The sequence below is a fragment of the Jiella avicenniae genome (assembly GCF_021390325.1).
Lineage (GTDB): Bacteria > Pseudomonadota > Alphaproteobacteria > Rhizobiales > Rhizobiaceae > Jiella > Jiella avicenniae.
In genome coordinates this window covers 41,714-64,667 of the sequence record NZ_JAJUWU010000007.1, presented here as the reverse complement: position 1 = coordinate 64,667, position 22,954 = coordinate 41,714, and the positions used below count along the sequence as shown (strand labels likewise).

Sequence of the window (22,954 nt, the reverse complement as noted above, 5' to 3'; positions counted from 1 at the left end):
GCTCTGCCGCTCCAGCCACCGACCTTGTCCGTTCCTACCGACGACATTTCCCTTGCGGCCACCAGCGAGCCGATCCCTCGTCCGGGGCCGGTGCGGTCCATCGATGGGCGGCACCGCGCGCCGCGCCGGTTGTCGGAGGAAGCATCGATCTTCCGCTCCCTTGCCGTCAGCCTGTTCGCCGGCACCGCCGTGTTTGTCGGTCTCGTCCTGTGGCTGCGCATCCTCGGTCGCCCCTGGATCTGCCCTTGTGGAACCGTCGAGATCTGGAACGGCGGGTTGACGCAGGAGCAGAACAGCCAGCAGTTCTCCGACTGGTACTCCGGCCTCCATCTGATCTTCGGCATGGCGCTCTACGGTTTCGTGGCGGCGATGGCGCCGCGCTGGCCGCTCGCCAAGCGCGCCGTTCTCGCGGTGCTTTCGAGCGCTGCCTGGGAGGCGATGGAAAATACCCCGCTCCTCATCGCGACCTTCAGCCGCTCGCCCAACTCGCCGGACTATTTCGGCGACTCCATCCTCAATGCGAGCGGCGACACGCTGTTCGTCCTCGCCGGCTTCTTCGTTGCGGCGAAACTTCCGGCCCGAGCGACCGTCATTCTGGCCGTGGCGCTCGATCTCACGATCGAACTCGTCATCGGCGACGGCTTCGTGCTCGGAACGCTGAAACTCTTCCGGGGCTGAGGACGGAGCGGCCTCAGCCGCCCTGCCGCGCCAGCCGGGCCGCCCTTCTCGCCCGCGCCTCGTCGATGCTGTCGAGCCTCACCTCCGGCAGCTTGGTCCGCCAGTCGGTGCCGGCGATCGTCACGACCCGGTTGCCGCGGAAGTCCCGGTCGGCCTTGATCAGCCCGCGTTCGTCCATGAACGACAGCAGGAATCGGCCGCGCGACGGGGAATGGCTGCCGTATGCTCGAGCGAGCGCCTCGTCCGAGGGGCATTCGGCCTCGTCCCGCGCGGCTCTCGCCAGCATCATGAAGACGCCCTGCATCTCTTCCGGCAGCTCGCCGGCGCGTTCGATCACCGCCTGCCATTCGGGGTCGTCGGTGGCCTCGCCGATCCCCGCCCGCGCCAGCGACAAGCGGCGGCGGAAGGCCGTCATGTCGGTCGCCGCGCCGGATATCCGCTTCAGCCGGCAGTGAGTCAGGAATTCCTGATAGAGCACCGGCACCGGCCGGAAGGCGGCTTCCGGATCATCGAGCATTTCGGCAAAGATCGCATCGACCGCGGCGGCCCGCTCCTCGGCCGACCGCGGATCCTCGTCCTCGACGGGCTCGGAGACCGAGGGGCTCTGGCTGACCCGTTCGAGGATCGCCCGGGTCGGCACCACCCCATCCGCCGGCTCGACGCGCGCCGGGGCGGACGGTGGGGGGAAGCCCGGCGTCTGGCGCCGCGACTGGCGGCGCTCGGCTTCCTGCTCCTCCGGCGTCGCGGTGAAGACCAGATCGGCGAGGTCTTCCGGCGCGAGTTCGGGCAGCGGCGCCAGCGTCGGCCGCCCGGCCTTCGAATGGGTCTCGGTCGTGCCGATCCGGATCGGCACCGGGCGGCGGTAGAGCGCCGGCCCGAGGGCGACGAACTCGCCGGTATTGAGATCGCGGAACCGCTCGGCGGCACGCCGGTCCATGCCGAGGAGGTCGGCGGCGCGAGCCATGTCGATGTCGAGGAAGGTCCGGCCCATCAGGAAGTTGGAGGCTTCCGCCGCGACGTTCTTGGCGAGCTTGGCGAGGCGCTGGGTGGCGATGACGCCGGCGAGCCCCCGCTTGCGGCCGCGGCACATCAGGTTGGTCATCGCCCCGAGCGAGGCCTTGCGCGCCTCTTCGGAATGTTCGCCGGACATCGAGGGCGCGAAGAGATGCGCCTCGTCGACGGCGATCAGCATGGGGAACCAGAACGCCCGATCCGCCTCGAAGAGCCCGTTGAGGAAGGCCGCCGAACACAGCATCTGCACCTCGGCGTCGAGACCTTCGAGGTTGAGGACGACGGAGGCGCGATGCTGGCGGATGCGGCCGGCGATGCGCGTCAGCTCGGCCGGCGTGCGGTTGGCGTCGACGACGACATGACCGTAGCGCTCGGCCAGCGTGACGAAGTCGCCCTCGGGGTCGACGATCGCCTGCTGGACGTGGCCGGCGCTGCGCTCGAGCAGACGGCGCAGGAGATGCGACTTGCCGGAGCCGGAATTGCCCTGGACGAGCAGGCGCGTCGACAGGAGCTCTTCGAGATCGAGTTCGGCCGGCTCCCCGTTCTGGGTCGTGCCGAGATCGACGGCGACGGTCATCATCTGCCTTTCGGGTGGATCGGACGAAGGTTCGGCGGGGCGGCGCGAGGACTGCCAGAGGGCGACCGGCACCGCGGGTCAGACTAGCACGCCGGGGTGTCACATGACGGCCGCAGGTTCGGCTTTCCACAGGATCGCGAAGCGTCGCTGCAGTCTTCCGCGAGGGCCGGACGGGCCGGTCTCGAAATTCCGCAAGCGCGCAAGAAGCAATCTCCCCGACGGGCCAGCCTCGCCATCTTCGGGACTGGCGCGATCGAAAAATGCCCCCGATGACTGCGCGAAAGACATCGATCCGAGTCGAACGACGCTCGAAAGATCGGCATTCTGCCGTTGACCCGAGCGGAGGTCTTCAATGGCGTCCCTTTGAAGTTTCGCTCACGAAGCCCTTCAGCGCCTCGTTCAGGCGGGTCTGCCAGCCGGGTCCGGTGTTTCTGAAAAACGCCAGAACCTCAGGATCGAGGCGCAGCGTCACGGACTCCTTTGCCGGCTTTCGCCCGCGCCCGCGCTTGCCTGGAAGCCGCTTGACGACACCGCCCTTGTGGACGGTCGCTCCGGCAAACCACTCGTCGGTCAGCTCGGGGGCGTCGTCGGGATCAGTCCAGATGGGTCCGGTATCGGGCCTGTTCGCGCTCATTGGCCTTCCTCATCGAAATGATGTGGCGCGTTTCGCCACGGGGCGTCCAAACCAGGACGACCATTCTGCCTCGCAACCATCCGACGGTCACAAACCGATCTTCGCCGTAATCGCGTCGGTCGTCGCGTCGATCGAAGGTGATGCCGGCGAAAACCTCGACTGCATCCTCGAAGTCGAGGCCGCGATTGTCGAGCGTAATTTCACGCTTGGCGGGGTCATAGCCGAGGCGCATCATCACTTTATTTGTAGTGACGATCAAATTCCTTCACAAGCCCGGTCGCGGCACTGAGAAGACACCGGCTGCTCGTCCTGACTACCCCACCAAGATCACCCGGCAGTCGTTGACGTTGGTATGCGTCGGCCCCGGCTCCAGAAGGTCGCCGATCGCCGTGAAGAAGCCTGTCGAATCGTTGTTTGCCAGCGCCGCCGCCGGATCGAGGCCGGCTGCTCGCGCCCGCTCCAGGGTGGATGGCAGGACGAAGGCGCCGGCCGGGTCGGTGGCGAGGCCCGTGCCGCCGTCGGTGCCGTCGGTGTCGCCGGAGAGCGCGGCGATGCCGGCGGCGCCGTCGAGGGCGACGGCGAGCGCCAGGGCATATTCCTGGTTCGGGCCGCCCTTCCCCTCGCCGCGGATCGTCACGGTGAGTTCGCCGCCGGAGAGGATCGCGAGCTTTTCGCCGCGCGCCTTGGCCTCGAAGGCGAGCCGCGCATGCTCGGCCGCGACGTCGCGCGCTTCGCCCTCGACGTCGGCGCCGAGATTGTCGACCCTGTAGCCGGCCGCTTCGGCCGTCTGCGCGGCGGAAGCGAGCGCCTCGGCCGGTGTCGCGACGATGTGAAACTCGGCGCCTTCGAAGGCTGAATCGCCCGGCTTCGGGCTTTCGTTAGCGGGGTCGTTCAGCGCCGCGCGGCAGCTTTCCGGCAACGTGATGCCGCGCCCTTCGACGATCGCGCGCGCCTCGGCGAGCGTCGACGCATCCGGCACCGTCGGGCCGGAGGCGATGACGCTCGGATCGTCGCCCGGAACGTCCGAGATCGCCAGCGTCACCAGCCGCGCCCCGTTCGCCCGCGCGGCGGCGGCGAGCCGCCCACCCTTGATCCGCGACAGATGCTTGCGCACCGTATTGATCTCGCCGATCCCGGCGCCGCTGCGCAGCAGCGCCCTGGTCACGGCCTGCTTGTCGGCGAGCGAAACCCCGGCAGCCGGCGCCAGCCAGTTGGCCGAGCCGCCGCCGGAGATCAGCGCCAACACCAGATCGTCCGGCCCTGCGCCGGCCGCCAGCTCCAGCACCTCCTCGGTCGCCGTAAGGCCCGCCTCGTTCGGCAGCGGATGGCCCGCCTCGACGACGCGAATCGGCCCGGCCGGCAAAGCGTACCCCTCGCGCGTCACGGCGACGCCGGTGATCCGGGCGGGGTCGAGGCCGCAGGCGTTGCTGTAATGTTCGAAGGCGGCCGACGCCATCGACGCCGCCGCCTTGCCGGCTGCGAGCACGACGATCCGGCCTTGCGGCGGCTCGGGCAGATGCGCCGCCAGGATCTTCGCCGGATGCGCGGCGGCGACGCAGGCACCGAAGATCTCCTCCAACAGCCGCTTCGTCCGTGCTGCGTCCATCTTCCCCTCCACGTTTCAGTCATCCCGAAGGCGCTTGGCGCCTATGGGCATATGCGGTCGCATCCAGGTGCCGACGAGCCGCAGGATGCCCGACCGACGGCCGGCTCCTGCCCTTTTGCGAAACGGCTCGGATCCATCTGTTGTTCGAGGGCTTCGGTTCCGTCAACCGGCCCTCGTGAGTTTGCGTCGAACGGCTCGATGCCGATCCCTTGCCGCCCGCCCCGGCGCGTCCGCTTCAGCGTGGCCGCTCGAACGCCGCCCGCGCCGCCTCGCAGTCCGCCCGGACGGAACATCCCTCGACGTGGTCGTCGACGAAGCCCATGGACTGCATGAAGGCGTAGACGGTGGTGGCACCGACGAAACTGAAACCCTGTTTCTTCAAGGCTTTCGACAGGCGGGTGGAGGCCGCACTCGAAGGCGTCGCGCGGATGAAATCCACCGTCACGGTCTCGGGGCGCTCGCGCGCCTCGGGCTCGAAGGACCAGAGGAACGCCGCCAGCGAGCCATGGCTCTTCTGGATCGCCGCGGCGCGCCTCGCATTGTTGATCGCCGAAACGATCTTGCCGCGGTGGCGGACGATGCCGGGATCCTTCACCAGACGCTCGACATCGGCCTCGCCCATCCGCGCGACGCGCGCGATGGAGAAGCCTTCGAACCCCGCGCGGAAAGCCTCGCGCTTCCTCAGGATCGTCAGCCAGGAGAGCCCGGCCTGGAAACCTTCCAGGCAGAGCTTTTCGTACAGACGGTCGTCGTCGGCCGTGGGCCGGCCCCACTCCTCGTCGTGATAGCGGCGATAGAGCGGATCGGCCCCATGCCAGGCGCAGGCGAGCGAGCCGTCGTCCCGGCGGATCAATCCGTCTGGGATGGGGCCGTCTGCGATGTCGTGATCGGCTTTCATGGCCGACAGTTCATGTCAGTCGGCGCGGCGGCTGGCAAGCGCCCGCACTGCCGCCGAGTTCGGGCCGGCGGCAGGAATGCCGGTGCTTCCGCCTGCCGGTCTCAGGCGTCCTTCAGCCGCCGCGACGAGCAGCGGTAGCGCTGCAGCGACCATTTCGGGCGGCCGTTCATGTAGTTGGCGGCGACCGCCTGGCCGAACATGGCGCATTGCATGATCGAGCCGTCGAAGGCGACGTCCTCCGAGTGGCAGTTGGCGGGCTGGGCATTCAGGCACATGATCAAGGTGAGGGCGATCATCGATCGGCTCCGCGTGCTGGGCCGCTCCTCCCTGGCGGCGTGGTGAATGGTGGTCCGTCCCCTTGGCCGGACATGACCCTGTCGAACGCTTCCCAGATCTGCCGGCCTCGGATGGGCCGGCGTCGCGTGGCCTTGGCGGCCTTGGCCATGCCAGTGGAACCGGCAGGCACGACTATGCTAGCAGCTCTGCTGCATTGCACAATGCCCTCGAATTGGGCTATTTTCATATTGCCTATGGTTTCATCGATTGCTTGCACGAGGCTGCCGCTGCCTCGCCGGCGCCCGCGAGAGGGCGACAGAGGCGCGACAACCCCTCGTTAACCCTAGGGAACGGTTTCGAAAGATCGTTAGCGGTCAGGCGCTTGCGGTTAACCAATCGCTCGGTCTTTCGCGCGAGCCTCCGAAGTCGAAGCGGTCGCATGAGACGCGGCCGATCGTCACATGAGGAGACACCGATGCTTTCAAAAGCAGCCCTCGCCGCCCTCGCCGTCGGCACGAGCCTGGCGTTCTGCATGGTTTCTGCCGGCGCGCAGGAGCGAAACGGCTGGCGTCCCGCCGTGCGCATCGCCCCTGGCGTCGGCGGCCCCTGGGTGATGGAATTCGGCTCACCCAGCGGCGTGGTGCTCGGCGCCCGCACGCCGGACGGTTCGGCCGGGCTCCAGTCGGCTGCCCTTGCAGCTCAACCCGGCACGAGCGCCCGCACGGTCGATCCCCGCCACGCCATCGACCCGAAATTCCTGCCCCAGGACGTCGCCTACACAGGCCACGAGAAACCCGGCACCATCGTCATCGATTCGAGATCGCACTTCCTCTACCTCGTCGGCGAGAAAGGCACCGCCCGTCGCTACGGCGTCGGCACCGGCAAGGAGGGCTTCGGCTGGTCCGGCACCCATCGCGTCAGCCGCAAGGCCGAGTGGCCGGGCTGGACGCCGCCCGCCCAGATGATCGCCCGCGAGAAGAAGAAGGGCCGCATCCTGCCCGCCCACATGCCCGGCGGCCCGGCCAATCCGCTCGGCGCAAGGGCGATGTATCTCGGCTCGACGCTCTATCGCATCCACGGCACGAACCAGCCCTGGACGATCGGCCGCAACGTCTCCTCGGGCTGCATCCGCATGCGCAACGAAGACGTCACGGACCTCTACGGACGGGTTCCGGTGGGAACGAAAGTAGTCGTCCTCTGAAGCATCGCTCCGTTGGGGTCGCATGCATGCGGGCAGAGGCGCCGGCCCGGAACCGACGGCGCGGCGCCCCGAGCTCACGAAAATGTTATGACCCGGGACCACTTCGGCTTGGATCGAACCATCGACGATGCGCATTTGAAACATGGCGAAAACATGGTCGTGCGATGACGCGGATCGCCGGCCCGGAAGGGCCGGCCGATCGGCCGAAAGCACCGATCTCCGAATGCGGGCCACCGGCAACGACCGTGGCCGAGACAACTGAAAAGCCCGCCGGTCGAGCGGGCGATACGGCTGGAGAGAAATCGATGAAAACCCTGAACAAGCTCGTCCTGGGCCTGGCGGCGGCCGGCATGGTGGCGTCCCTCGCTGCCGAGGCCTCGGCGGAGACGGTCCGCCGCTACAATTACGCGACCTTTTCCTGGGAAGAGGTCGACGCGAATGCGCCCTCGGCGCGGATGCGGCAGGTTCTCGCCCGCAAGCCGGCGGCCGAATTCATGCGCCGCGAGGTGCGCATCCAGACCGACGAGAAGCCCGGCACGGTCATCGTCGATTCCAGCCGGCGCTACCTCTATTTCGTCGAGGGCAACGGCATGGCGACGCGCTATGGCGTCGGCGTCGGCAAGGAAGGCTTCGGCTGGTCGGGCACGATGAAGGTCGGACGCAAGGCCGAATGGCCCGGCTGGACGCCGCCGGCGGCCATGGTCAAGCGCGAGCGCGCCAAGGGCCGCGAGCTGCCGGCCTACATGGAAGGCGGTCCCGGCAATCCGCTCGGCGCGCGCGCCATGTATCTCTTCCGCGGCGGCCGTGATTCGATGTTCCGCATTCACGGCACCAACCAGCCCTGGACCATCGGACAGATGATGTCGTCGGGCTGCATCCGCATGATGAACGAAGACGTCGAGCATCTCTACGGCCGCGTCCCGGTCGGCTCGAAGGTCGTCGTCATCGGACCGGACGGCCGCGGCGCGCGCAACGTGTATGCCGAGATCGGCCCGGTCCGTCAGCCTGGTCTGCTGGAAGCGATCTTCGGCGGCTGATACCCGCCCCCAGCATCCGACGCCCGCCCTTCCCGAGCGAAGCGGCGGGCGTTTTCGTTCAAGCGGTGTGCGCGCCTTGTCTGTCGCCGGGCCTTGCGTTATAGGCTCGGGCGTCCGCGCGGACACCCTTGGAGGCAGCGCGGAGTGAAGCGGCCCCGTCTCGGGCGCCGCTTTTCGTCGTTCCGGGCATGGGGCCCGCTTCGACCCCTCGAACATTGAAGGACGTTACGCCATGCACCAGACCTTCACGGTCAAGGCCGAGGCGCGCGAAAAGGTCGGCAAGGGGGCCGCCAGACATCTGCGCCGCAACAACATGATCCCCGCCGTCATCTACGGCGGCAAGGAAGAGCCGCTGCCGATCGCGCTGCCCTACAAGGAAACCTTCCTGGCGCTGCACGCCGGCGGTTTCATGACCTCGATCGCGACGATCGAGCTCGGCGGCAAGCAGATCAAGGTCCTGCCGAAGGACTATCAGCTGGAGCCGGTTCGCGACTTCCTCGTTCACGTCGATTTCCTGCGCGTGTCGGAAGACACCCGCGTCACGGTCGAGATCCCCGTGCATTTCGAGAACGAGGAGAAGTCTCCCGGTCTCAAGCGCGGCGGCACGCTCAACGTCGTTCGCCACGAGGTCGAGGTCGAGGCTCCGGCCGGCGAGATCCCCGAGTTCTTCACGATCGATCTCAGCGGTCTCGAGATCAACGACTCGATCCACGCTTCGGCCCTCACCCTGCCGAAGGGCGTCGAGCTGACCATCACCGATCGCGACTTCACCATCGCCACGATCGTTTCGCCGGCGGCGATGCGCTCGGAAGGCGACGAGGAAGAAGCCGAGACCGAGGTCACCGAGCAGAAGGCTCAGACCGTCGAGGGCGAGACCAAGGCCGGCAAGGAATAAGCCTCTCGGCTTTTCCTGCGGAACCATGCGACGGCCGGGCATTGTCCGGCCGTTTTCGTGTCCGACGCAGGGGCTTTCGGAACCGGTGTCACCCCCCTCTGTCGGCTTCGCCGACATCTCCCCCACAAGGAGGGAGATCAACTGGCGCCAGACCTCGACGTCGAGCGACAAGCTCTTCAAAGTTTCTCCTGCGGCTTGGCAGAGAACGCGCGAAGCGTTGATCCAGCCGATCTCCCCCCTTGTGGGGGAGATGCCCGGCAGGGCAGAGGGGGGTAACCTCCCCGCAGAGCGCCGCCATCGAGGGCATTGGCAGCGATAGGCCATTCCAAGGAGTGCCATCATGCTTCTGATCGCAGGTCTCGGCAATCCGGGGCCGAAATATGCCGGCAACCGCCACAACATCGGCTTCATGGCCGTCGACGAGATCGCCCGGCAGAACGGCTTTCCCGGCTGGTCGAAGAAGTTCTCCGCCGAGATCGCCGAGGGAGTCGTCGGTGGCGAGAAGGTGCTGCTCGTCAAGCCGCAGACCTTCATGAACGAATCTGGCCGCTCCGTCGGCGAGGCGGTCCGTTTCTACAAGCTCGAACCGAAGGACGTCGTGGTCATCCACGACGAACTCGACCTCGCCCCGGCCAAGCTGCGGGTGAAGACCGGCGGCGGCCATGGCGGCCACAACGGGCTGAAATCGATCGACGCCCATCTCGGCTCGAAGGACTATCGCCGGGTGCGCCTCGGCATCGGCCATCCGGGCACCAGGGAAAAGGTCAATCCGCACGTCCTCGGCGACTTCGCCAAGGTCGACCGGGAGTGGCTGGAGCCCTTCCTCGACGCGATCGCCCGCAATGTCGAGAGCCTCGCCAAAGGCGAGGACGCGCTGTTCATGAACAAGGTCAGCGTCGCCACCGGCGGCCGCGAGGAGCCGGCCGGCGCCAAGGGCTCGGCGGGCGCAAAGCCCGAGCCGAAGGGCCAGAGCCACATCCGTCAGGCCCGCTCGCCGAAGCCGGCGATCAAGGTGCCGGAAAAGGGTCCGATGGCGGAGATGCTGAAGCGGATGTTCGGGGCGAAGGAGTAGAAAAGCAGCCGACCGCGTTTCGCCTGCCGCCTGTTGACCCCTCGCCCGTCCGGCTGCAAACAGCGTTTCAAATTCCGGATCGTCGAGCGATCCCCCAATTTTCCGAAGGATTGCCCCCATGGGTTTCAGATGCGGGATCGTCGGCCTGCCGAATGTCGGCAAGTCGACGCTGTTCAACGCCCTCACCAAGACCGCGGCTGCGGCCGCCGCGAACTATCCGTTCTGCACGATCGAGCCGAACACCGGCGACGTGCCGGTGCCCGATCCGCGGCTGAAGGACATCGCGAAGATCGCCAAGTCGGCCGCCATCCTGCCGACGCGGATCACCTTCGTCGACATCGCCGGCCTCGTGCGCGGCGCCTCGAAGGGCGAAGGGCTCGGCAACCAGTTCCTCGCCAACATCCGCGAGGTGGACGCGATCGTCCACGTGCTGCGCTGCTTCGAGGATGACGACATCGTCCATGTCGAGGGCCGGGTCGATCCCGTCGCCGACGCCGAGACGGTCGAGACCGAGCTGATGCTGTCGGATCTCGAAAGCCTCGAGCGCCGCGTCGTCTCCACCCGCAAGAAGGCGACCGGCAAGGACAAGGAGGCGCTCGCCGTCCTCCCCGTCATGGAAAAGGCCCTGGAAGTCCTGAACGAGGGCAAGCCCGTGCGCGTGCTCTTGGCCGGCCTCGACGAGGAAGAGAAGCGCATCCTGCGCGGCCTCAACCTCCTGACGTCGAAGCCCGTCCTCTACGTCTGCAACGTCGCCGAGGCGGACGCGTCGTCCGGCAACGCCCATTCCGCCGCCGTCGCCGCGATGGCAGAGAAGCAGGGCGCGAGTTCGGTGATCATTTCGGCCGCCATCGAGGCCGAGATCGCCCAGTTGCCGGAGGAAGAGGTCGGCGACTATCTCGAAGCCATGGGCCTCACCGAGCCCGGTCTCGACCGCCTCATCCGCGCCGGCTACGAGCTGCTCGACCTCATCACCTATTTCACCGCCGGGCCGAAGGAGACGCGCGCCTGGACGATCGACAAGGGCACCAAGGCGCCCCAGGCCGCCGGCGTCATCCATACGGACTTCGAAAAGGGCTTCATCCGCGCCCAGACCATCGCCTTTGCCGATTTCGTTTCGCTCGGCGGCGAAGTGGGCGCCAAGGAGGCCGGCAAGTCGCGCGACGAGGGCAAGGAATACGTCGTGGCGGATGGCGACGTCATGAACTTCAAGTTCAACGTCTGAGGATCGAGCGGCCCGGCGTCCGGGCGCCGGGGCCTCCCTCGCTCTGTGATGTCCGAGGCTCTCGCCGCTCGCGGCCGGGTCAGAGACCGGCGACCTGCGCCTGCCCCTCCGGCACCAGCCGCACGACCTTGTAGCCGCGCTTTTCGAGTTCGGCCAGGAAGCCGGGCAGCATCGCCGCCGTCCGCCCCTGGATGTCGTGCATCAGGATGATGCCGCGGCCGTGCCTGTCGAGCGTGCGCAGCGTCCGCTCGCGGACCGTCGCCGGCGCGTCGCGGAAGTAGTCCTTGGAATCGACGTCGACGTCGATGGCGACGATCCCCTCGCCGGCGAGGCGATGGCGCAGGCTCTGGGTGTCGGCGAGATAGGGAAACCGGAAGAACGGTGCCGGCCGCATGCCGATGGGCTTCAGGGCGTCGGCGACGCTGAGTTCGCCCTTGCGGATTTCGGCCATGGCCGCCGCGTCGCTCATCGTCCTGAGATTGGCGTGGCGATAGGTATGGGTGCCGATCGTATGGCCGGCCTGCGCGACTTCGCGGGCGATGTTCGGATAGGCCTTGGCCATCTGCCCGACCATCAGGAAGGTCGCCCCGACGCCATAGTCGGAGAGAGCTTTCAGGATCGTGTGGGTCTTGCCGGGCATCGGCCCGTCGTCGAAGGTCAGCACCACTTCCTTGTCGCGGAGCGCGATGTCGGAATAGCGCGCGACGGCGATCGTGCGGCCGGACAGAGCCGAACCGACCGGCGGCTGGAAGGACTGGAACAGCGGGAAGGTCTTTTCGACCTCCGCCGGCTGGTAGCCGACCAGGGTGGACGCGGCACCGGTCGCCGGGACGGCGGAAAACGCCATCGAAGTGCGGTCGTTCCGGGCGCAGCCGGACAAGAGCGAGGCTGCGAGAACGGCGGAGAGGAGAACTCGCGAGGGGCGCATGTGGACCGGTCCAGTGGCGTTGCTGACCCGGTCGTTGATAAGGCGTTAGGGTTAATCATCGGTTGCGAGCGGGCGAAATCCTTGCCGCATGCCGCAACGGCAGACGGAAGTCGCCGCCCGGTGGCAGAAGCGTTCAGGCCAGCGATGGATCGCTTTTGTTGGGGGCGCCGCTGCCCGCCGGCTCATCCGGGCGGCGGATCGCGTCCATCGCCTGCAGCACCAGCGGATGCATGCCTTCGGTCCGTCCACCGTCGACCCGCTCGAACAGCTGGGTGCGCATGCGCGGCTCCCAGAACTTGTTGATGTGGTCGGCAACGCCCTTCGAGCGCGCTCCTTCCTTGGCCGACTCGAAGAACTTGGCGATCTGATTGGCCATGTAGACCAGCTTGTCACGCTCCATGGACGGCTCTCCCCTGCGGCGGCCGGTCTTCTTCCCGGCCCTCGTCTTCGTTTGTCGGCATGTCGACGCGGCCTGTGCCGGCGATGCGCTGCGGATGGGTGAAAATCTCGAATTCCGCGCCGCGCACCACGGCGACGAGGGTGATCCCGGCTGCCTCGGCCTCGGCGATCGCCAGCGCCGTCGGCGCCGACACCGCGGCGATCAGCCCGCATCCCATGCGCGCGGCCTTCTGGATCAGCTCGACCGAAACCCGGCTGGTGATGGTGAGGAAGCCACCGTGCGGATCGATGCCGCCACGAGCGAGATGGCCGGCCACCTTGTCGAGCGCATTGTGCCGGCCGACGTCTTCGCGCGTCACGACGGTGCCCCTGCCCGGCTCGCCGGAGGCTGCATGGAACGCCGCCGCATGCACGGCCCGCGTCAGCCGGCTCAGCTCCTGCTGCCGCGCCATCGCCGCAACCGCATCGACGATCGTCTGCGGTGAGACCTGGGCATCTCCGCCGCTGCCGACTTCCGGCAGTTTTGGCGCCGCGAGTTCCAGCGATTCGACGCCGCACAGCCCGCATCCCACCGGCCCGGTCATCTGCCGCCGGCGCGCCACATAGGTTCTGGCCCGCGCCTCGACCAGCCGGATCTGGCAGTCTATGCCGGCATCCGACCTGACGATCTCCAGGTTTTCGATCTCGTCGATCCGGTCGACGATCGCCTCGTTGAGGACGAGACCGATCGCCATGTCCTCCAGATCGGCCGGCGTCGCCATCATCACCGCATGGGTCGAGCCGCCGATCGAGATCGCCACGGCGACCTCGGCGGGAACGGTGCGCGTGCCGCGATGGAACGAGCCGTCGCGAAAGACGACGGTTTCGAGGCCGGTCGAGGTGTCATCAGCGGGCGCGGTCATGGGCAGTTCGCCCTCACGGTCCGCTGAATACAATCGCTCTCCTGACGGTCGAAGATGCGGCGACTGTACCCCCCTCTGCCTGCCGGCATCTCCCCCACAAGGGGGGAGATCGAAGCGGCCTTTGATGTCGCACTCAAGATCAGGACTGAACGATGCCGAGACGCCAGCAGGATTGCAACCGTCGTCGACGCGCCCGATCTCCCCCCTTGCGGGGGAGATGTCCGGCAGGACAGAGGGGGGTACCGGCGCATTCGCCTATCTCCGTCTCGGCGCCGCCCTGCCGACCGTCCGGTCGAAGCGAGCCGCCGCGATCCTACTCCGCCGCTTCCGCCGGGGCGATCCGCCGGCTCTCCATCGTCAGCTCGCGATAGTCTTCCTGCCACTCGGTCGGGCCGTTGGAGGGCGAGATCTGCACCGCCGTGACCTTGTATTCCGGGCAGTTGGTCGCCCAATCGGAGAAGTCGGTGGTGATGACGTTCGCCTGGGTCATCGGGTGGTGGAAGGTCGTGTAGACGACCCCCGGCGCGACGCGATCGGTGATCTTCGCGCGGATCGACGTCTCGCCGGCCCGGCTCTGGAGCTTCACCCAATCGCCGTCTCGCACGCCCCGCTGCTCGGCGTCGTGCGGATGGATCTCGAGGAGATCCTGGTCGTGCCAGACGACGTTGCCGGTCCGCCGGGTCTGGGCGCCGACATTGTACTGGGACAGGATCCGGCCGGTGGTGAGCAGCAGCGGGAAGCGCGGCCCGGTCCGCTCGTCCGTCGCGACGTATTCCGTCATGATGAACTTGCCCTTGCCGCGCATGAAGCCGTCGACATGCATGATCGGCGAACCTTCCGGATGCGCCTCGTTGCAGGGCCACTGCACCGAGCCCTTCTCGTCCAGCAGTTCGTAGGTGACGTTGGCGAAGGACGGCGTCGTCGCCGAGATTTCGGCCATGATCTCCGAGGGGTGGGCGTAGTTCATGTCCATGCCGATGGCCTGAGCGAGCAGCTGCGTGACCTGCCAGTCCTCGTAGCCGTTCTTCGGCGCCATCACCTTGCGGACGCGGTTGATGCGCCGCTCGGCATTGGTGAACGTGCCGTTCTTCTCGAGGAAGCTCGAGCCCGGCAGGAAGACCGTGGCGTAGTTCGCCGTCTCGTTCAGGAAGAGGTCGTGAACGATGAGGAGTTCCAGCGCCGCGAGCCCGGCCGAGACGTGCTTGGTGTCCGGGTCGGACTGAAGGATGTCCTCGCCCTGGCAGTAGAGCCCCTTGAAGGTCCCCTCCACCGCGGCGTCGAACATGTTCGGGATGCGCAGGCCCGGCTCCTTGTCGAGCTTGACGCCCCAAAGGTCCTCGAAGGTCTCGCGCACGGCGTCCACCGAAATATGGCGGTATCCCGGCAGTTCGTGCGGAAACGAGCCCATGTCGCAGGAGCCCTGCACGTTGTTCTGGCCCCGCAGCGGGTTCACGCCGACGCCGCGCCGGCCGATGTTGCCGGTCGCCATGGCGAGGTTGGCGATGGCGATGACCGAGGTCGAGCCCTGGCTGTGCTCGGTGACGCCGAGGCCGTAATAGATCGCCGCGTTGCCGCCGGTGGCATAGAGCCGCGCCGCCCTGCGCACCTCGGCGGCCGGCACGCCGGTGATGCTCTCCACCGATTCCGGCGAATGCCGCTCCTCGGCGACGAAGGCCGCCCATTCCTGGAACTCGTCCCACTCGCAGCGCTCGCGCACGAAGCTTTCGTTGACGAGGCCCTCGGTGACGATGACGTGGGCGAGCGCCGTCAGCATCGCGACGTTGGTGCCGGGCTTCAGCGCCAGATGGTGGTCTGCCTTCACATGCGGCGTCTTCACGAGGTCGATGCGGCGCGGATCGACGACGATCAGCTTGGCGCCGGGCTGACCCGGCTGGCCGCGCAGCCGCTTCTTCATCCGCGAGGCGAAGACCGGATGGCCGTCGGTCGGGTTGGCGCCGATAACGAGGATGACGTCGGTATCCTCGACGCTGTCGAAGTCCTGCGTGCCGGCGGAGGTGCCGAAGGTCGAGTTGAGACCATAGCCCGTCGGCGAATGGCAGACACGGGCGCAGGTGTCGATGTTGTTGTTGCCGAAGCCGGCGCGCACCAGCTTCTGGACGAGATAGACCTCCTCGTTGGTGCAGCGCGACGACGAGATGCCACCCATCGCGCCCTTGCCGTATTTCGCCTGGATGTCCTTGATCTTCGCCGCGGTGAAGGACAGCGCCTCATCCCACGACACTTCCCGCCAGGGCTGGGTGTAGTGGTCGCGGATCATCGGATTGAGGACGCGGTCCTTGTGCGTCGCATAGCCGAGCGCGAAACGGCCCTTGACGCAGCTGTGGCCCCGATTGGCCTTGCCGTCCTTGTAGGGCACCATCCGCACCAGCTCTTCGCCGCGCATCTCGGCCTTGAAGGAGCAGCCGACGCCGCAATAGGCGCAGGTGGTGACGACGGAATGCTCCGGCGTGCCGATCTCGATCACCGACTTCTCTTCGAGCGTCGCCGTCGGGCAGGCCTGGACGCAGGCGCCGCAGGAGACGCAGTCGGAGGAGAAGAAGTCGTCGAAGCTCGTGCCGGCGGAGATGATCGAATCGAAGCCGCGGCCGGCCACCGTCAGCGCGAAGGTGCCCTGCACCTCGTTGCAGGCTCTGACGCAGCGCGAACAGACGATGCATTTCGACGGGTCGAACTGGAAATACGGGTTGGAGACGTCCTTCTCCTTGCCGAGATGGTTCTCCCCTTCATAGCCGTAGCGCACGTCCCGCAGGCCGACCGCGCCGGCCATGTCCTGCAGCTCGCAGTCGCCATTGGCCGCACAGGTCAGGCAGTCGAGCGGGTGGTCGGAGATGTAGAGCTCCATCACCCCCTTGCGGATCTTCTTCAGCCGCTCGGTCTGGGTGGACACCCTCATGCCCGCCGCCACCGGCGTCGTACAGGACGCCGGCGTGCCGTTCCGCCCCTCGATCTCGACGACGCAGAGCCGGCAGGAGCCGAAGGCGTCCATCATGTCCGTGGCGCAGAGCTTCGGCACCTGCACGCCGACTTCCATGGCCGCTCGCATCAGCGACGTGCCCTCGGGAACCGTCACCTCTACGCCGTCGATGGTGAGCGTCACCTCCGCTTCGGCCTTGGAGGCCGGCGTACCGTAGTCGATTTCCTGGATGAGGCTCATGGTTTCCTCCCTGAACGGGCATTCGATTGTCTGATGGCACTTCTCGCCGAGCGACAGACCGTCCGACGTCAGTCGCCGAGGTCTTTCTTCGCAAGCGAGAGCAGATACTCGTCGATCGACACGCCAAGCTCTCGCGCGCGAGCGTCAATGCGGAAAAGCAACTCGCTTTCCAGCTGGATCGTGTATCGATCCGTAGACCCCCGCCGAACCAACTTCATCGGACGAAAGCCTGACAGATCGTATTCCGAGAGATCGGCCTCATCGACGAAGCGTTCGGCTTCTTCGTCTGTCGCAAAATGCGGCATCTGCTTGAGTTTAGTCTCGCTCATATGATCGAAGCTCCTTCGAATGCATATACCGTGCGCTGATCGGGCGAACGAAGACCATGTTACCACTATGGCGGAAGGTGAACACGATGAACACGGTCCGGCCCTCATGGTTTCGGCCGATGGCCCTGAAGCGTGACTCTTGCGCCGAGTGGAGAGGATCTTCTCTCACGATCGGATTGCCAGACAGCACCGCTTGTATTTCGTCGATCAAAACGCCGTGCTTCTGACATTTGACCTTGTTGCCGGCATCCCATTCGAATCCGTCAAAGACCAAAGCCACCCAAGCGACCTCACTCCGCCGCCACCCGCATCGGCTCTCCGTGAAAATCCTCCGGAAAATGCCGGATCGCGCTCATCACGGGGTAAGGCGTGAAGCCCCCCAGCGCGCAGAGCGAGCCGAACTTCATCGTGTTGCAGAGGTCCTCGACCAGCGCGAGATTCTCGGCCGGCCGCTCGCCGTCGATGATCTTCTTCACCGTCTCGTAGCCGCGCACCGCGCCGACCCGGCAGGGGGTGCACTTGCCGCAGCTCTCGATGGCGCAGAACTCGAAGGCGAAGCGCGCCTGGGCCATCATGTCGACCGTATCGTCGAAGACGACGATGCCGGCATGGCCGATCAGCCCGTCCTTGGCAGCAAAGGCCTCGTAGTCGAAAGGCGTATCGAACAGCGACACCGGGAAATAGGCGCCCAGCGGCCCGCCGACCTGCACGGCGCGCACCGGCCGGCCCGACGCCGTGCCGCCCGCGACGTCGTTGACGATATCGCCGAGGGTCATGCCGAAAGGCGCCTCGAACAGCCCGCCATGCCTGACGTTGCCGCCGAGCTGGATCGGGATCGTGCCGCGCGACCGGCCGACGCCGAGCTCCTTGTAGCCGTCCGCGCCGGCCGCCAGGATCTCCGGCGTCGAAGCCAGCGAGATGACGTTGTTGATCACCGTCGGCATGCCGAACAGGCCCTGGATCGCCGGCAGCGGCGGCTTGAAACGCACCTGCCCGCGCTTGCCTTCCAGGCTGTCGAGCAGCGAGGTCTCCTCGCCGCAGACATAGGCCCCGGCCCCGACCCGCACCTCGATGTCGAAGACGTGCGAGGAGCCCAGGACCGAAGCACCGAGAACGCCGGCCGCGTGAGCCCGGGCGATCGCCTCGCGCATCACGTCGATGGCGACGGGATATTCCGAGCGCAGATAGACGTAGCCCTTGGTCGCGCCGGTGGCGACGCCGGCGATCGCCATGCCCTCGATCAGGCAGAACGGATCGCCCTCCATGATCATCCGGTCGGCGAAGGTGCCCGAGTCGCCCTCGTCGGCATTGGCGACGATGTATTTGCGCGCGCCCTCGGCCTCGGCGACGGTCTTCCACTTGATGCCGGTCGGAAAGCCCGCGCCGCCCCGGCCGCGCAGGCCGGACTGGGTGACCTCGGCGACGACCGCCTCGGCACCGATGCCGATCGCCCGTTCGAGCCCCTTCAGACCGCCGTGGGCCTTGTAGTCGTCGAGCGACAGCGGATCGATGACGCCGCAACGCTTGAAGGTGTGGCGCGTCTGCGCCCGAAAGAACGGATGCTCCTCGACCCTGCCGATCCGCTTCGGATGACCGGCGCCGGACAGAATGCCAGCATCGACCAGTGCGTCCGCCTCGCCGGGCTCGATCGGGCCATAGGCGATGCGCCCGTCCGGCGTCTCGACCTCGATCATCGGCTCGAGCCAGGCCATGCCGCGCGAGCCGTTGCGAAGGATCTGGAGGGAAAGGCCGCGATCGGCGTTGAGCCGGGCGAATTCCTCGGCGATCTGATCGGCGCCGCAGGCGACGGCGAAGGAATCGAGCGGGATAAAGAGCTTCGTCACAGCCGCGCCTCCTCGATCAGCGTACCGATCTTGGCCTCGTTCAGACGCCCGACGATCCGCCGGTCGAGCATGGCCGAGGGTGCGGCGGCGCAAAGCCCGAGACAGTAGACCGCCTCGAGCGTCACCTGCCCGTCCTCGGTGGTCTCGCCGAACCTGACGCCCAGCGCCCGTTCGATCGCGCCCGCCATCGCGTCGCTGCCCGCGGCCTGGCAGGCCTCGGCCCGGCAGACCTTCAGGACGTGGCGGCCGCGCGGCTCCTTGTGAAAGTCGTGATAGAAGGTGACCACCCCGTAGACCTCGGCGCGGGTCAGGTTCAGCGCCGCCGCGATCTGGCGCACCGCCGCTTCCGGCACGTGGCCGTAGCGCTCCTGGATCCCGTGCAGGATGGGCAGCATCGGCCCTTCGAGCCCGGCATGCTCGGCGATGATCTCGGCAACTTCGCCTTCGTCGTAACGCGCCTGAGAAACCAAGCGTTTACCTCCCGCACCCGATTTTGAATCCTTCCAGGGACGGAACACTCAGATCGCGCATGAATCAATGCGGCAATCCCCGTGTCTCGATAGAGATATTCTATCAGACCGAGAACGTGGCACGGTCTTCGCGGCCGCCCGACGCGCTCCGATCCCCTCCGGTCCCGGCGACGCCTACGGCCCCGCGACGAGCGGAAGGGCGCGCGTCAGACCGGGCCGATCAGCCGGGACTCTTCCCAGAACGCCGCGACGATCGGTGGCCTCAGCTCCCGCCTGGCGGTGACGAGGCCGATCCGGTAGCCGACGTCCGGCCCGGTGATCGGGATCGCCACCAGCGGATCGGCAAGGCCGAGGACCGCCGCCGAGCGATAGGGCATGACGGTGGCGATGCCGGCGAGACGCGTCTGCGACAGGAGCGCGACCATGGAATTGGATTCCGTCACGGCCCGGAACGGCCGGCCGCCGGCGCCGAGATGGCGGTTGAGGATCTGCCGGTTGCGCATGGTCGAGCTGAGGAGACCGAGCTTGAGCGTCGCCACCTCCTCCCAGGTCACCTCCTCGCGATCGTGGAACTCGCTGCCCTTTCGGGTGACGAGGCAATAATGTTCCTCGTAGAGGACGTGGCTGTCGAGCTTCTTCAGCCGCTCGTCGTCGACATAGGTGAGGCCGACGTCGATCTCGAAATTGGCGATCGCCGCGATGATCTCCGTGGCGGTCTGCGAGGTGATCTCGAAGGTCACGTTCTCGTATTTCTGATGAAAGGGCGCCGTCAGCTTGGCGACGACCGCGAGGCTGGTCGGGATCGCGCCGATCCGCAGATGCCCGGAGAGGCCGCGTTTGACGGTCTTGATCTCCTCGCGCATCGTCCGCACGTCGTCGGTGATCCGCCGCGCCCAGGCGAGCGCCCGCTCGCCCTCCTCGGTCAGCCCGCGATAGCGCGAGCCGCGATTGACCAGCGTCGTGCCGAGCCGCTCCTCGAGCTGGCGGATGCCGGCCGAAAGCGTCGGCTGGGTGATGCCGAGCCGATCGGCCGCCCGGCCGAAATGCTTTTCGCCCGAAAGCGCGATCAGATATTCCAGCTTGTCGATCATTCCCGCCTTTCCACGAACAGATCGCACCGGCCTCGTCGTCCACCAGACCCCGAAATCGATGCGATCCGCATTCTGTGCGCCACCCACCTTCCATCCGACCACTTGCCGGCGCTATCGGCAAGGCACGCAAGCAAGCGATGGATCCAAGCGTCCTCGCGCTTTCCCTCCCCATCGCGGCGATGTCTCTTGCGCAGCAGGAATCGATTCCGATTTGAAGCCGATGCTATAGGGCTCCGACCTCGTCTCGCCCGATGATCTCCAGAACCGGACATGCCGAATGCTCCCCAACGATCTCTCCCAACTCGGCCACGCCGCCCGCCCCGCCGCCTCGCCGGACGAAGCCGTGCTCGAAACCGTCCCCTATTCCCGCGGCGACGGCCCGCCGGCGATCGTCCGCTTCACCTGCCCGGAATTCACCTCGCTCTGCCCGGTCACCGGTCAGCCGGACTTCGCCCATATCGTCATCGACTACGCGCCGGATGCCCGGCTGGTCGAATCGAAGTCGCTGAAACTCTTCCTGACCAGCTTCCGCAACCATGGCGCCTTTCATGAGGACTGCACCGTCATGATCGCCCGCCGCGTCGTCGAAGCGACCGAGCCGCTGTGGCTGCGGATCGGCGGCTACTGGTATCCGCGCGGCGGCATCCCGATCGACGTCTTCTGGCAGACCGGCCCCGCACCCGAGGGCGTCTATCTGCCCGATCAGGGCGTTGCGCCCTATCGCGGTCGGGGATAGCGCCCGCAGGCGCCGGCTTGTTGATCATTGCCGGCCTGACGCCGTAAAAGCCTGCCACCCTCATTCCCTTCGCGCTGACCCGGCGCCAGCGCAGCCTCAGGACCAACCATGACCGAACAGGATCTCACGCTCGATTCCATCGAAGAGGCGATCGCTGCCATCGCCGACGGTGAGCTCGTCGTCGTCGTCGACGACACCGACCGCGAGAACGAGGGCGATCTGATCATGGCCGCCTCCAAGGCGACGGCCGAGAAGATGGCCTTCATGATCCGCCACACCAGCGGCATCATCTGCGTGCCGATGACCGGTCAGCGCGCCGAGGCGCTCAATCTGCCGCCGATGGTCGCCAACAATCTCGATCCGATGCGCACCGCCTTCACCGTCTCGGTCGACTACAAGGTCGGCATGACCACGGGCATCGCCGCCGAAGAGCGCGCCAACACCTGCCGGGCGCTCGCCAACACCAACTGCGCCCCGACCGACTTCCTGCGTCCCGGGCACATCTTTCCGCTGATCGGCCGCGAAGGCGGCGTCCTCACGCGCTCCGGCCACACCGAGGCCGGGATCGATCTCGCCCGCCTCGCCGGCCTCGAGCCCGCCGGCGTCCTCGCCGAGGTCGTCAACGACGACGGTACCGTCAAGCGCCTGCCGGAACTCGTTCCCTTTGCCCGCGAGCACGGGCTGAAGATCATCTCGATCGAGGACCTCATCTCCTATCGCATCCGCCGGGAATCCTTCGTCACCTGCGTTCGCGAGGAGGACTTCTCGCTCGCCGGCCTGCCGGGCAGGATCCGCATCTACGAGACTCCCTTCGACGACATCCAGCACGTCGTCTTCGTCCATGGCGAGGTCCGCGGACGCAACCACGTGCCGACCCGCATCCATCGCGAGCAGCCGGTGCTCGACCTGCTGTCGCTCGTCGGCGGCGGGCGGAGCTGGGTCGACGTCGCCGTGGAGAAGATCAGGGCGAACGGCCAGGGCGTCGTCATGCTGCTGCGCTCGCCGCAGATCGACGACCTCGAGGCGAGGCCGGCCTCCGGTGAGGAGCCCGTGACCGACGGCGAACGCCATCTGAGCGCCCGGATCCGCCGCCAGCGCTGGCGCGAGGTGGGCATCGGCGCGCAGATCCTGCGCGATCTCGGCGTCTCCTCCATCGCCGTCCTCGCCACCCACGAGCGTGCCTATGTCGGACTGACCGGATTCGGCATCGAGGTGTGCGAGACCATTCTCGTCAAGGAATGACCGCCCGCCTCCGACGCTCGCGGCCCTCGGCCCGCAAACGCCGCCGAATCGGCGCATTCGGGCAGACCGTCTCCCCCCACAGGCGCTGATACCGCCGGCCGCCTGAAACGATCTGTCGCTTCAAGCTCGTCAGAGCAACGGGCGCCGCCCGGACCCGCCGGTCCGCCGGTTTCGCGCGACGGCCGGTCCGGGACGGCGCCACGAATACGCGGAGGCGTCGAGGGTGAGCTTGCACGGGTAGCTCCTTCAGGGTTGGCCCGCCCGCGCGGATCGGCGGCTGCCCCCGCCGCAGCGGCAGGGCCGCACATGCTGCCCGCAGCGCGCCCCCCGGCGAGCGAACGCGGGTGCCAGGCCGCGGGATTTCGGTGGCACTCTCGCAGCGCAGCATTACTCGCCGGCCGGCGGAAGATCGCTGGAACGACTCCCTCTTCCGCTCGGTAAGATGCGAGAAATTCCCATACCGGCCGCGGGCCGCCGGACTCCACTCTCCGATTGCATTCCGGTATTTTCATAAAACCGGAAAAGCGCAGTCATGCCGGAACCATGCCGCATTGCAACATCCGAAAGCGCTCCGCCATCGTGGCAAGACACTGTAACGATGAGACATCGAACGGAAATTCCCTCGACAGGCGGGAGCCATGGTCGCATCCCGCGCGATGCCGATCCGACTGCCGCCCCCGCAACCTCGACGAGCGAAGCTCTTCGACGCCAAGACCAGCGGTCGCCACTCA

Annotated in this window: 23 protein-coding genes; 8 read left to right on the top strand and 15 right to left on the bottom strand. The window is 67.1% G+C overall.

Annotation, left to right across the window (positions count from 1 at the left end; translation table 11 throughout):
• The first annotated feature begins 129 nt into the window (after positions 1 to 129).
• Positions 130 to 678 (top strand): DUF2585 family protein, encoded by a 549-nt coding sequence (locus LZD57_RS08075; RefSeq protein ID WP_233719102.1) that lies wholly within the window; start codon positions 130 to 132, stop codon positions 676 to 678.
• Positions 679 to 691: 13 nt separating this feature from the next.
• On the opposite strand, the gene LZD57_RS08070 is transcribed toward LZD57_RS08075, so the two are convergent.
• The 6 genes from LZD57_RS08070 to LZD57_RS08045 form a co-directional block, all read right to left on the bottom strand.
• On the bottom strand, positions 692 to 2,266 hold the full coding sequence (locus LZD57_RS08070; RefSeq protein ID WP_233719272.1) for an ATP-binding protein: 1,575 nt from the start codon (positions 2,264 to 2,266) through the stop codon (positions 692 to 694).
• Positions 2,267 to 2,615: 349 nt separating this feature from the next.
• Complete coding sequence (locus tag LZD57_RS08065) at positions 2,616 to 2,900, bottom strand: BrnA antitoxin family protein (RefSeq protein ID WP_233719101.1); 285 nt, start codon at positions 2,898 to 2,900, stop codon at positions 2,616 to 2,618.
• The gene (locus LZD57_RS08060) at positions 2,860 to 3,132 is read right to left on the bottom strand and encodes a BrnT family toxin (RefSeq protein ID WP_233719271.1); all 273 of its coding nucleotides are present in this window, start codon (positions 3,130 to 3,132) and stop codon (positions 2,860 to 2,862) included. Before LZD57_RS08060 ends, LZD57_RS08065 begins: the two co-directional genes overlap by 41 nt.
• 81 nt (positions 3,133 to 3,213) lie before the next feature.
• Positions 3,214 to 4,506, bottom strand: coding sequence for a glycerate kinase type-2 family protein (locus tag LZD57_RS08055; RefSeq protein ID WP_233719100.1), 1,293 nt, complete (start codon positions 4,504 to 4,506; stop codon positions 3,214 to 3,216).
• Positions 4,507 to 4,741: 235 nt separating this feature from the next.
• Positions 4,742 to 5,404, bottom strand: coding sequence for a DNA-3-methyladenine glycosylase I (locus tag LZD57_RS08050; RefSeq protein ID WP_233719099.1), 663 nt, complete (start codon positions 5,402 to 5,404; stop codon positions 4,742 to 4,744).
• A gap of 101 nt (positions 5,405 to 5,505) precedes the next feature.
• A complete protein-coding gene (locus tag LZD57_RS08045) occupies positions 5,506 to 5,700 on the bottom strand; it encodes a hypothetical protein (protein WP_233719098.1) in 195 nt (64 codons plus the stop codon).
• 455 nt (positions 5,701 to 6,155) lie between these two features.
• Between LZD57_RS08045 and LZD57_RS08040 the strand changes: the two genes are divergently transcribed.
• The 5 genes from LZD57_RS08040 to ychF all read left to right on the top strand — a co-directional run bounded on the left by LZD57_RS08040 (position 6,156) and on the right by ychF (position 11,107).
• The gene (locus tag LZD57_RS08040) at positions 6,156 to 6,881 is read left to right on the top strand and encodes a L,D-transpeptidase (RefSeq protein WP_420844773.1); all 726 of its coding nucleotides are present in this window, start codon (positions 6,156 to 6,158) and stop codon (positions 6,879 to 6,881) included.
• A 305-nt stretch (positions 6,882 to 7,186) separates the two neighbouring features.
• Positions 7,187 to 7,918: a L,D-transpeptidase gene (locus LZD57_RS08035; RefSeq protein ID WP_420844772.1), complete on the top strand. Its 732-nt coding sequence runs from the start codon at positions 7,187 to 7,189 to the stop codon at positions 7,916 to 7,918.
• Positions 7,919 to 8,150: 232 nt separating this feature from the next.
• Entirely contained in the window at positions 8,151 to 8,813 is a 663-nt protein-coding gene (locus tag LZD57_RS08030) for a 50S ribosomal protein L25/general stress protein Ctc (protein ID WP_233719097.1), read from the top strand.
• 340 nt (positions 8,814 to 9,153) lie between these two features.
• On the top strand, positions 9,154 to 9,885 hold the full coding sequence (gene pth / locus LZD57_RS08025; protein ID WP_233719096.1) for an aminoacyl-tRNA hydrolase: 732 nt from the start codon (positions 9,154 to 9,156) through the stop codon (positions 9,883 to 9,885).
• Positions 9,886 to 10,003: 118 nt separating this feature from the next.
• Complete coding sequence (ychF, locus tag LZD57_RS08020) at positions 10,004 to 11,107, top strand: redox-regulated ATPase YchF (protein WP_233719095.1); 1,104 nt, start codon at positions 10,004 to 10,006, stop codon at positions 11,105 to 11,107.
• Positions 11,108 to 11,186: 79 nt separating this feature from the next.
• Here ychF and LZD57_RS08015 read toward each other — a convergent pair whose 3' ends face one another.
• The 9 genes from LZD57_RS08015 to LZD57_RS07975 form a co-directional block, all read right to left on the bottom strand.
• Positions 11,187 to 12,035 (bottom strand): polysaccharide deacetylase family protein, encoded by an 849-nt coding sequence (locus LZD57_RS08015; protein WP_233719094.1) that lies wholly within the window; start codon positions 12,033 to 12,035, stop codon positions 11,187 to 11,189.
• 133 nt (positions 12,036 to 12,168) lie between these two features.
• Positions 12,169 to 12,435, bottom strand: coding sequence for a formate dehydrogenase subunit delta (locus tag LZD57_RS08010; RefSeq protein ID WP_233719093.1), 267 nt, complete (start codon positions 12,433 to 12,435; stop codon positions 12,169 to 12,171).
• Complete coding sequence (gene fdhD / locus LZD57_RS08005) at positions 12,425 to 13,336, bottom strand: formate dehydrogenase accessory sulfurtransferase FdhD (protein WP_233719092.1); 912 nt, start codon at positions 13,334 to 13,336, stop codon at positions 12,425 to 12,427. Before fdhD ends, LZD57_RS08010 begins: the two co-directional genes overlap by 11 nt.
• Before the next feature lie 313 nt (positions 13,337 to 13,649).
• On the bottom strand, positions 13,650 to 16,511 hold the full coding sequence (gene fdhF / locus LZD57_RS08000; protein ID WP_233719091.1) for a formate dehydrogenase subunit alpha: 2,862 nt from the start codon (positions 16,509 to 16,511) through the stop codon (positions 13,650 to 13,652).
• Positions 16,512 to 16,579: 68 nt separating this feature from the next.
• Positions 16,580 to 16,840, bottom strand: a complete 261-nt coding sequence (locus LZD57_RS07995) for a CopG family antitoxin (protein ID WP_233719090.1) — start codon at positions 16,838 to 16,840, stop codon at positions 16,580 to 16,582.
• A complete protein-coding gene (locus LZD57_RS07990; protein WP_233719089.1) occupies positions 16,827 to 17,120 on the bottom strand; it encodes a BrnT family toxin in 294 nt (97 codons plus the stop codon). The genes LZD57_RS07995 and LZD57_RS07990 overlap by 14 nt, the downstream gene beginning before the upstream one ends.
• 10 nt (positions 17,121 to 17,130) lie before the next feature.
• Positions 17,131 to 18,684 (bottom strand): formate dehydrogenase beta subunit, encoded by a 1,554-nt coding sequence (locus tag LZD57_RS07985; RefSeq protein ID WP_233719088.1) that lies wholly within the window; start codon positions 18,682 to 18,684, stop codon positions 17,131 to 17,133.
• Positions 18,681 to 19,154, bottom strand: a complete 474-nt coding sequence (locus tag LZD57_RS07980; protein ID WP_233719087.1) for a formate dehydrogenase subunit gamma — start codon at positions 19,152 to 19,154, stop codon at positions 18,681 to 18,683. Before LZD57_RS07980 ends, LZD57_RS07985 begins: the two co-directional genes overlap by 4 nt.
• Before the next feature lie 206 nt (positions 19,155 to 19,360).
• Positions 19,361 to 20,245, bottom strand: coding sequence for a LysR family transcriptional regulator (locus tag LZD57_RS07975; RefSeq protein ID WP_233719086.1), 885 nt, complete (start codon positions 20,243 to 20,245; stop codon positions 19,361 to 19,363).
• A 277-nt stretch (positions 20,246 to 20,522) separates the two neighbouring features.
• On the opposite strand from LZD57_RS07975, the gene queF reads away from it, so the two are divergent.
• Both queF and ribB read left to right on the top strand, forming a co-directional pair.
• The gene (gene queF / locus LZD57_RS07970; protein ID WP_233719085.1) at positions 20,523 to 20,981 is read left to right on the top strand and encodes a preQ(1) synthase; all 459 of its coding nucleotides are present in this window, start codon (positions 20,523 to 20,525) and stop codon (positions 20,979 to 20,981) included.
• Between the two features lie 108 nt (positions 20,982 to 21,089).
• The gene (gene ribB, locus LZD57_RS07965) at positions 21,090 to 22,223 is read left to right on the top strand and encodes a 3,4-dihydroxy-2-butanone-4-phosphate synthase (RefSeq protein WP_233719084.1); all 1,134 of its coding nucleotides are present in this window, start codon (positions 21,090 to 21,092) and stop codon (positions 22,221 to 22,223) included.
• Positions 22,224 to 22,954: the final 731 nt, after the last annotated feature.